At 55.7% G+C, this 7,035-nt stretch carries 4 protein-coding genes and 1 pseudogene; all 5 read right to left on the reverse strand.

Annotation, left to right across the window (positions count from 1 at the left end):
* Positions 1-92: 92 nt before the first annotated feature.
* Positions 93-1,250 carry a mandelate racemase/muconate lactonizing enzyme family protein gene (locus tag LB553_RS13070; protein ID WP_224513732.1) on the reverse strand — a complete coding sequence of 386 codons (1,158 nt, stop codon included), beginning with the start codon at positions 1,248-1,250 and terminating at the stop codon, positions 93-95.
* Between the two features lie 82 nt (positions 1,251-1,332).
* Complete coding sequence (locus tag LB553_RS13075) at positions 1,333-2,463, reverse strand: hybrid-cluster NAD(P)-dependent oxidoreductase (protein ID WP_224513734.1); 1,131 nt, start codon at positions 2,461-2,463, stop codon at positions 1,333-1,335.
* A complete protein-coding gene (locus LB553_RS13080; RefSeq protein ID WP_224513735.1) occupies positions 2,460-3,704 on the reverse strand; it encodes an aromatic ring-hydroxylating oxygenase subunit alpha in 1,245 nt (414 codons plus the stop codon). The genes LB553_RS13075 and LB553_RS13080 overlap by 4 nt, the downstream gene beginning before the upstream one ends.
* 1,198 nt (positions 3,705-4,902) lie before the next feature.
* On the reverse strand, positions 4,903-5,625 hold the full coding sequence (locus LB553_RS13085) for an SDR family NAD(P)-dependent oxidoreductase (protein ID WP_224513736.1): 723 nt from the start codon (positions 5,623-5,625) through the stop codon (positions 4,903-4,905).
* Between the two features lie 57 nt (positions 5,626-5,682).
* Positions 5,683-7,035: pseudogene (locus tag LB553_RS13090) on the reverse strand (aldehyde dehydrogenase family protein); the annotation flags it as partial.

The raw sequence follows: 7,035 nt of genomic DNA on the forward strand, positions 1-7,035 counted from the left end.
GGAGGAATTAGAAGCATTGCGTCACCTTGAGTTTGTCGACAGCGGCGACTGTCGCCTTAGTAAGTGCCGCAGCGCCGCATTGAACGGCGCCCTTACCAGCCTTCGACGATGTCCCAGTCAACTTCGATGCCATAGCCCTCAGCGTCGGGAAGACTGATGTTACCATTCTCGGACTTCGCGCCTCCCGAAAATGGGTTCGGGCCGTTGATGTTGATCATAGAGAGATGGCCTTCGTCGAACGGGAACGTGGTCTTGCAAGATGCAGCCAGATGGCATGCCGACGTATCACCAAGAATCGTATAAGGCGCCGTATCGACGCTCACGCCAACGCCGGCGGCCTCGGATATGGCTACGACCTTTCGGGCTTCGGACAAACCGCCGAGGCGATTGATTTTGCATACCACGCGATCGCAAGCTTCGGCTTTTAAGATCGCAATCATCGCCTCAGCCGACCAAACCGATTCATCGAGGATCAGGGGGAAGCCGGCAGTTTTACGCACATATGCCGAACCACTGAGGTCGTCGAGATGGAGCGGCTGCTCTATCGAGAGGTTCGAATGTCCCTGGAACACGCGAAGAGCTGCAACAGCGGAACCTGCGTTACCCCAGGCCTGGTTCGCATCCGCGTCCACCATGATTTCCTTTGGGATAACCTCCAGAGCGGCGGCAATCTTGTCGTTCTCTGCAACCAAAGCACGGTGGCTCCACCCTGCCGCCAGCAAACTGTCACCCACCTTCACCTTGATAGCACTGTAGTTTCTTGAAAGGGCCTGTTCACATTCTTTCGCAACCCGTTCGGGCGTGGTTTCATAAGTGCAAAACATGAGTGGAATGGGCGCTGGATTTCCCCCTCCAAGCAACTTGAAAACGGGAACGCTATACAATTTCCCGATGGCGTCCCAAATCGCCATGTCGACACCCGACCGCGCACCTCGGGCGCCAATCGAACCGCCGCCATAAGTTTTAAGCATTAACTCATGGCAAAGGGCTACATTGGCTATGTCGGCGCCACGGAGGCAATCATCATAAAGTTGGATGGCGCTCTGAATCTGCTCGGGTGTTTCGTTGAGGTACCAGAGCTGCGTCGATATTTCTCCGATGCCAAAAATTCCATTCTCCAGTGTCACTCGCACCAGAAAGTTGATCGGCACCGTCGGCCATGGCGAATCCTCTGCTCTCCATTCCTCTTTTACGGAGAACGTCGGAATTCTCCAGATTTTCACTTCTGCTATGTTTGAACTGGAACCCATTCGTACACCTTATTATTGAATATTATAGCGGCTACGCAAACACGGAAGCCAACGCTATCATCCAACATTTATAGTGCTTTCGTTATACCTCGATTTCGACAGGCGACGTCGGGCGTGAACAACAGGCGAGAATGTAGCCCTGTTCAATTTCGTCGTCCGTAATGCCGCCATTGTGTTCCATCGTGACGTCGCCAGAAACTTTCATCACCTTACAGGTGCCACAAAGCCCCATTTCACAGACCGACAAGATGCTAACACCGGCTTTGCGGGCGGTTTGAAGCAAGGTCTCCTCGGGACTACCCGGATGCTCTTTTTCGGAGACCCGAAATCGAACGAGATTTATAGCGACATGCGGTCTGACTTCCGGCTGCAACGTAATTTTGGCTTCATTTGTCTCAACGACCGGCATCGCGGGAAACGTAAATGCTTCCTCGTGATAATTGGCCTCCGGCAAGCCGTTGGAGAGCACGAGGTTCCGAACCCATTTCATAAAAGGATCCGGTCCGCAGCAGTAAGCCTCGCGACCCGCAAAATCGGGAAACAAAGCCCTCAACTTTACGAGGTCCAGCCGGCCAACCATGCCTGACCAGGCGTTTGCACGGTCTCGCTCTTCAACTAGGAAGCCAAGCCTCAAATTCGGCATCAAGCGTGCGAGGAAAACGAGCTCCTCTTTAAAGATAATGTCAGCGGGACTGCGCGCACAGTGAAGGAATCCAACGTCAGTATCCGGAGATACGTCTGCCAGCCAGCGCAGCATCGACATCATCGGCGTAATCCCGGATCCGGCCGAAACAAAGAGCAGGTTGCTTCGCTTCGCCAGATCCAAGGTGAAATTGCCGGCAGGGCCGACCGCCCTCACGAAGCTTCCAGGAACAAGATTTTCGAACATCCAACGCGTGCCAACGCTGGCTGCCTGGGCCTTCACCGTCACGGAAAGCGACATTGGCCGCGAGGGTGTCGAAGAGATCGTATATGTCCTCAGAAGAGGTCCTGAGGGCGCAGGGAGATCAAGCGTCAGGAATTGCCCCGCCCTGTAATCGAACAAGGCAGCAGTCTCGGGAAGAAATGTGAATGTCTTCACGTCAGGCGCTTCGTCAACGACGTTCAGCACGCGCAGGCGCTCGGCACCGCCCTTCCAGATATTCTTATTAAGGACGGGCGCGGCATGGACGTGTTGCGCATCGCCCGGAACGATACGTGGAGCTTCGGTCATGCGACACTCAGGAGCGGCGGCCGCGACCCGCCTTCGAGCCTTGGCCGCATGAAGGAAGCATACCACTCGACGAACTGGAGAACACCACCTTCATGGACTTGCGAATAGGGTCCAGGCTTGTAAGCCGGAGACATAACTCCCGCGGCGTTGTCCTCTACGATCTGACGGTCCTGGTCGTTCGTCTCGATCCAAACATGGATCAATCGATCCTTGTCGTAGTCCACACCTTCGACCGCATCTTTGTGAACCAGCCACTTTGTCGTCACCGCAGTTTCGGTGGCGCTGATCGGGGTGATACGGAATGTGACGATGTAATCGGCTAGATAGTGATTAAAGCTGGACGGATAATGATAGAAAAGAAGCGCACCAATGTTGTCGACGTTCCGGGTGTCCGTGATCGCCCGAGACACTGCCGGCAAACCATCCATTGTGTAGCTGGTAGCGCCATTCAAAAGCGGCACGCGCATTGCTCGAAATTGCCCTGAGGGGTCAATCTGGAACTCCGCTCTCAGCCCTGCCGTTTCACAGCGAGACCAAAGGTCCCTCACGTCGTCGTCGATCGCGCCGTTGGCGACCCCGAGAGCCGTGGGCGCCTCGGGAAGCGACATGCAGAGCTCCGGGTGATTTACCGCACAATGGTAGCATTCGCGGTTGTTTTCCCAGACGAGTTTCCAGTTCCCCTTTTCGATAATGGTGTTCTCATACGCGACCTTCGCGTCCATGAGATTATGCGGCAAGACATAGGAGGCGAATTGGTTGCGGACTCGACTGAAATCGCTGGGGTGTTCAGCCAGGCAGATAAATATTGTGCCCTCCACGACTTCGCAGGCGACCGGAAAAAGGGCGTAATCCGTTTTGTCGAAATCCCCCATTTGCCGGGCAAAAATGAGCTTGCCGTCCAGGTCGTAGGTCCACTGGTGGTAAGGACAGACAAGCTTGGCAGACGTACCCTTCGCGTCCTTGCAGATTTTGCTTCCGCGATGCCGGCAAGTATTGTGCATCGCACGGATGGTGCCTTTTGCATCCCGCACGATCATGATCGGATATTCGCCGATCTGGAGCGTCATATAGCTGCCCGTCTTCGGGAGTTCGCAGGCATGGCCCGCAAAGATCCACTCGCGGTACCAGATATGCTCTAAGTCCAGGCGGAATATGTCTGGGTCAGTATAAAATTCCCGCTCGAGCGCAAAACCCGGTTGGCGTCCGTCGAGGAGCTTTGCCATGTCGTTTCCTGAGATCATCGGGTTCTCCATCTTGGGCTTGCAAGACAGACTTGCTCACTGCGTATCCAAACCGCCGCGCTTACATGGCGGTTGACTTAGGCTTACCATTGAGATGGGCGCGCCGTACCGCGCAAAAAACTCATCACATCTTGAGTTCACGGCCTAGGGGTTTGAGATCAAAGCCAAATCCGCTTTCAACCACGCTGCAATTCTACTGGTTTGGGCATTCACCGCCTGCTCGATTAATCATGATTTGAAGAGTTTCGCAGCATTGGAGAGCGGCTTATTCCCGTGGCACGCGATACAAAAAACCGATCGGATCCTGCATACCCAGTGTTGTTCGTACTAGTTTTCTCTGCTGTATGAGAGGATGGACAAGGGAATGCCATCCCAAGGCTATTCCCTAATCTGCTTCGGCAGCGGACAGCATGAGCACATACTTCGAGAAGTGGATGCGCTCGGAGAGCGTGAAAATGACAGCGACAAAATCCTGCCACAGCGGCCAGTCCGGATTTGTCCAATCCATGTGCAACAACGGAAGGTCTTTAGCCTGTCCGCAATCTATAGGTTCGTGCAACTCCGCGAAACGCGGCCAGCGCCTGGGTAGTCAAGTCCTCGAAAAAGGATGGGTTTGCTCGTTTGGCCAGGTGCCAGTCGCAGTAAGTATGAACAGACCAATCTCTGTGTACCTGAAATCTTGCACGTGATCCGAAACGAAATAGTTGATCGAAATGCCGGAATCCCTTGACCAAAAGTCCGGCATTCTCGGCATCAAACACCCCGTTGCAAATGCATCGGTGCAGCGATGTGACGCTTTCCAACGCACGCTCCGGCTTTACCGCCTCGATCGCGGCGGCGCATCGCGCAAACCTCGCCGCTATCTCAGAGAACAGGTCCTGACCCGGCGGCGTGAGTTTGACGCCACGCTTGTCTCGCTGAACAACCATTCGCCGAGTTCGTTTTCTAAAGCTCTGGACTGGCGGCATACGGCTGCGTTCGTGTTCAACTCATCCGCTGCTTGCTTGAAACTGCCGCTCCCTAGCCGCCGCCTCGAAGGCGGCAAGGGTTGTCAAGGGTGGGAGCCGATGGGATTTTCGAGCGGTGGATGCCTCCCTTTATCGGATCGAAATGCGATGGTTAGATGTCTTACTATCGCGATGGGCCGCCATGAAATCAGTTCGTCGCGTACAATCCTCCCATTCCTGCATCTCCACTGTCACTTGCTCATTTTCTGCCGTGCCCGCGATAAGGCGTCAGTTCCGAGCAATAGGTGGAGCGGGGGCGATGCCGACTTCACCAAATCCACGATAACTTCTGCCGCTTTTTCAGGGTTGCCCGGTTGGTTGCGATCGACCGCACCGAGCGCGGCCATTGTTCTGCCCACGGTCCCAGCGTAGCCACGATCCGCCGCTCGGCTCTTGCGTACGGAGGCGGCGCTAAGAAACTCGGTCCTGAACTGCCCTGGAGCCACGGCAGTAACTTTGATCCCCGTCGGCGCAACCTCAGCCGCAAGTGACGACGCGAACCCTTCGACCGCATGTTTGGCCGCTGAGTACAAGGCTGCTCCAAGGCTCGGCGCTCTGCCTGCAATCGACGTTATAAATACAATATGCCCCAACCATTGCCGTCTCAGATGAGGAAGGAAAAGGCGCGCCACTCGTATCGGCGCAAATACATTGACTTCGAATAGGGACCTGAGTTCTTCGTCGGTAGATTCTTCGACAGTCTCCAACAAGCCGTATCCAGCGTTGTTCACGGCGACATCGATCGTGGCGGCAATAGAAAAAGCCTCCTGGACGGCAAATTCCATTGCCGCCACGTCCTGCATGTCCACCTTGATAGCGTGAAACTGACCCAACCTCTCCAAGTCCGGAGGATTGTTTCGAACGGTGCCGACCACCCGATTACCATCCGGGAGCGCGGCCTTGGCGATTGCCAAACCAAGGCCGCGTGAAACTCCGGTGACAAAACCAGGTCTTCATGAAATACCCCGGCCTTAGTCCTTTATGTACCAACCCCATCGTTGGTCGGTGGCATACTTCGTGATCTGTTTCGTTTCGAGATAGTTTTCGAACCCCCATCGCCCCAGTTCACGTCCAACGCCCGACTGTTTGTAGCCACCCCACGGGGCTTCGGTGAACGTTGGCTGAGAGCAGTTGATCCATACGATGCCAGCACGCAAAGCAGCCGCAACGCGCTCAGCCCGAGCTTCGTCTTTCGACATCACGGCGGCGGCTAGACCAAAACGGGAATCGTTCGCCAGGCGCACAGCGTCATCTTCTACCGAGAACGGCCTTATACAGACGACCGGGCCGAAGATTTCTTCGGTCCAAGCTGCACTGTCGAGCGGTACGTCCGTCAGGATCGTCGGTTCGAGAAAATACCCTTTGTCGAGACCTTCGGGACGATTTCCGCCGGTGACCACATTGGCGCCTGCGTCCTTTGCAACCGAGATCGACTTTGTGACAAGTTCGTACTGCCGCTGCGACACGAGAGGTCCTAGCAAGACGCCCTCGCCGTCGCCGCCGCCAATCTTGATCCTCTTTGTTTCGGATACCAACCTTTCCAGAAGAGGTGCGTAAAGTCGTTCCTGTACAAGGACGCGCGATGTCGCCGAGCACACCTGACCCTGGTTCCAGAAGATACCGAACATGATCCACTCGACGGCCTGCTCGATGTCGGCATCTTCGAAGATCAGAAACGGCGACTTTCCGCCGAGTTCGAGACTGACCCTTTTGATGTCGCGGGCGGCAGCGGCCATGATCTTCGAGCCAGTCGGAACCGAACCCGTGAATGCCAGCTTGTCGACCGGGATGCTGCGCGAGCGCCTGCCCCGCTTCGCCACCTAGACCAGTGACGACATTGAGTACTCCCCCTGGCAATCCGACATCGTCTGCAATTGCTGCGAGTTCCAGAGCGGTTAGCGGCGTCAACTCGGAAGGCTTCAACACCACCGTACAGCCGGCGGCCAGCGCAGGCGCAACCTTCCAAGGGGCCATCAGCAAGGGATAGTTCCACGGGATGATAGCGGCCGCGACCCCTAACGGTTCCTTGACAACCTTTGAGGTGAAGCGAGCATCGGGAAGGGTGATCGCCTCCTCCGCCCCGTTATCGAACTGTTCCGCGAGATTAGCATAGAATTCAAAGCATCCCGCGGCGTCCCCGATATCCCAATCCGCCTCAGGCAGCGGCTTACCATTATCCCGGACCTCGAGGAGCGCTATTTCCGCCTGACGGGCGCGAATACCTGCGGCAATCGCTTTCAGATATTTCGCCCGCTCAGCACCTCGAAGTCTCTCATGTTCCCTGTCAAGATTGAAGGCAAGAAGGCTCGCCTGCTTGGCAGGTT

The organism is Mesorhizobium sp. CA8, assembly GCF_020164955.1.
Taxonomy (GTDB): Bacteria; Pseudomonadota; Alphaproteobacteria; order Rhizobiales; family Rhizobiaceae; genus Mesorhizobium.